The 3,069-nt window shown below is 55.9% G+C and carries 2 protein-coding genes; both read left to right on the forward strand.

Annotation, left to right across the window (positions count from 1 at the left end; all coding sequences use genetic code 11):
• The first annotated feature begins 681 nt into the window (after positions 1-681).
• Positions 682-1,026: a hypothetical protein gene (locus IBX54_RS13945; RefSeq protein ID WP_296543261.1), complete on the forward strand. Its 345-nt coding sequence runs from the start codon at positions 682-684 to the stop codon at positions 1,024-1,026.
• The gene (gene traI / locus IBX54_RS13950; protein WP_296543262.1) at positions 1,016-2,938 is read left to right on the forward strand and encodes a TraI/MobA(P) family conjugative relaxase; all 1,923 of its coding nucleotides are present in this window, start codon (positions 1,016-1,018) and stop codon (positions 2,936-2,938) included. The genes IBX54_RS13945 and traI overlap by 11 nt, the downstream gene beginning before the upstream one ends.
• The last annotated feature ends 131 nt before the right edge of the window (positions 2,939-3,069 follow it).

The raw sequence follows: 3,069 nt of genomic DNA on the forward strand, positions 1-3,069 counted from the left end.
GATAGTTTAGAAAATCCCTTGTAAATCAATGAGTTACAAGGGATTTTTTTCGTCTATACGTTCTATTGATGCAATGTTGGCGGCCTGAAATTCTGCTTTAAACCAGTCAATATTGGGCTCAATTGTCCCCGTTTTGTCCCCAAAGTGTCCCCGTTTTGTCCCTGCACTTGCCTTTATGGTGTCCCCGCAGTGTCCCCGTTTGTAGGTTTTGCAACAAAGCCACGTTTTTTGAGGAGACTTTTGGATGCGATGCTTTCAGCCCGCGCTCTATTCTTCGAACCAAGCCAATCCTGCAAAACACCCGGCTTGTCTTGTCCCATTCGGGTAACGATCGCTATCGCAACACCTGCAATCCAGTTTGCACTCATTGGGGATGTCATTCGACAACCCCAGCCGTGAGGCTAGCCCCTGGGCGACGCTAAAACGGCCTGTCAAAACAAAGTCGCTGCGCTTTGTTCGCCTTTGCCAGTCCGTTTCAGCCCAAAAGCTGAACCCGTCACACGTGTGCGCGTTCACACTTGCGACGCACCCGTATGGGCTATCCGCCGTTATTGCGGATAGTCGATTGGAGATGCAAATGAAGAGAATGCCCGGGGTGGTTCAGTCAGTCAGTGGGTCTGCCGCTGTTGTGGTGACATGGCGCGTACATCGCGGTGAACAGTCGCATGATTTTTATTGATCATGCCACGCTCAGCGTTCTTGAAACTCAGGGTCTCGCCCGACGAAGCGCAGCGCTTTAACGCGCGTGCAGCAGCGCTGGGGGTCAGCGTGTCGCAAATGATCCGTGACACCGCTTTGCATGGTGCGGTTTATGTCACCGTTGAAAAGGCCCAAGCCGGTTACGAATTTCGCCGTCTGGGTGCCATGCTCAAGCATCTGTACCCCGCCAGAGATATCCGTTGGACCGCCGAAGACCGCAAAAAATGGTGGGCGTTGATCCAGGAGTTGCGTGAGCGCGCTGACACGCTGGAAGCAACCGCCTCAGGTGGCAAGGACAGGGCAGCCGGAAGGGCAAATGCTGGCTAAGGTCATCATGCTGAAGAAGTCCTGGAAAACGGTGGCCAGCGCAGCCAACTATGTCGTTGATGACCTCAAAAAGACACCGGGGCAAACCGATCAAGCCAAACAACCAGACCCCGGCATCTACGCGCCAGAAGATGGTGCCAATTACCTGATGCGCGATGGCGTGCTGGAAGCGGCGTCCTTCAACATGGAGGGCCTCAACCCGACTGAGCCGGACGACCGCAGGCAAATCATCAAGTGGATGGACGGCACGGCGCGGGCCTGGGCGGCAAGATCGAGGGCACTTTCCAAAACCAATCCGTTTTATCACGTGGTCCTGTCTTGGAAGGCCGGCGAGCAGCCCTCCATGGACCAGGCCACGGTCGCCGCTGCCCGTGCGCTCAAAGCGGTTGGCATGACCGACAACCAGGCATTTTTTGCGATCCACCGCGACAAAGATCACCACCACCATATCCACATCATTGCCAACCGTGTCCACCCCGAGCATTTGGTACTGACCGGGCCACCGCGCTATGACTTCCTGGTGCTGGACAAAACCTGTCGGGAAATCGAGCTTGAGCAGGGCTGGCAGCACGACAACGGCCCCCACGTGGTTATGGACGGTCAAATCAAGCGGCTGACGCACGCGCTGCGCCGCCAGCTTGGACTGGAAACCGACAAGTCACTCGCACCGCATGCGCCTGCCGTCAAAGCACGCATGGGCGAAGTCAAGGCAGGACTGCCCTCACTGGCCGACTGGCTTAAAAACAAGGTTGGCCCGGAGCTGGTGGCAACGCAGAACTGGCAGGAATTCCATCGTGCCTGCGCCACCAGAGGCCTGCGCGTGGTGAAAGTCAAATCCGGCTTGATTTTTGAGACCGACATGCTCGACAAGGCAACGCAAACCAAAGCGTCGGCCGTTCACTATGCATTGAGTCTGGGGCGTTTGCAAAAGCGCTTTGGTGCGTACCAGCCGCCTGACATTCCTGCGGGGCAAACCCCATTGGCCAGCGGCACGCATGAGGGAGCCACTTACAACGACTACGTTGCCCGCGTTGCCTGCGGTACTGACCCGCACGCGCATGAACACCCCGGGCGCACCGGACGAGGCGAGCAACGCGAACAAGCCAGACTGGATCGTGCCATTGCACGCACGGCACTTTTTGAGCAATACAAGTCAGAGAAGTACACGGCAAAAGACAGTCGAAAGGCCGCAAGACTTGCGCTGCGGGTGCAACACAGAGCAGAAAAGGCTGATCTGCTCCAACAGCTTGCGGCTGCCAAAACCGGGACAGTGACCCAGCTGCAAAAGAACTACGGTAGCCAGGTGGCGAGACTCTTATGGGCAACACAGCGCACGGCGGCGATGGAAGACCTGGCAGACCGGCAAAAGCGTGAACGCCTGGCACTCACCCATGCCTACGCGATGGAATGGTTGCCGTGGCTGGAGCGACAGGCGGTGCTGGGCAACGAGGCGGCCATTTCGGCACTTCGGGGGCTGCGTTACCGGGCTCAGCGTGACAAAGCCAAACAAAAGGCGGGCATCGAGGGCGAAGACCTTGGCCAGACCAGCACCACAGCAAGCCAGCAAAACAGCATCAGAGGCACGGTGCGACCCGACACCTTTGACATCCGCACCGCCCAGCTCAGGATCACGCCAGAGCACAGCATTGAATACCTTGACACCTATGGCACGGTACGACTGACCGACAGCGGACCGCGCATCGATCTGACGCAGGAGGATGACGCACAAGCCATACGCGCAGGCTTGCTGCTGGCCTCGCAAAAGTATGGCGGTGAAGTATTTGTCACCGGGTCACTGGCGTTTCGGGAATCGGCGGCAAAGGAAGCTTTGCGGATGGGTATTAAAGTGAAAAACCCGGAATTGGCATTCTTGTCCGCTGAAAAATCATGGAGCAAGGAACTGCAATTGTGAGTATTAAATACCACAGCGCATCAAGTTATCTATTAACTTTATCGCCACCTTGAGTTAAAATACATAATATATCATGTGCCACTAAAAATAATAGTGTGTCATATTTATTTTCTTCTGATGACTCTGATTTA

The organism is Rhodoferax sp., assembly GCF_014859475.1.
Lineage (GTDB): Bacteria > Pseudomonadota > Gammaproteobacteria > Burkholderiales > Burkholderiaceae_C > Rhodoferax.

Coding starts and splice junctions, on each gene's coding strand:
- IBX54_RS13945 (WP_296543261.1), top strand. CDS start 682: ATGCCACGCTCAGCGTTCTTGAAACTCAGGGTCTCGCCCGACGAAGCG.
- traI (WP_296543262.1), top strand. CDS start 1,016: ATGCTGGCTAAGGTCATCATGCTGAAGAAGTCCTGGAAAACGGTGGCC.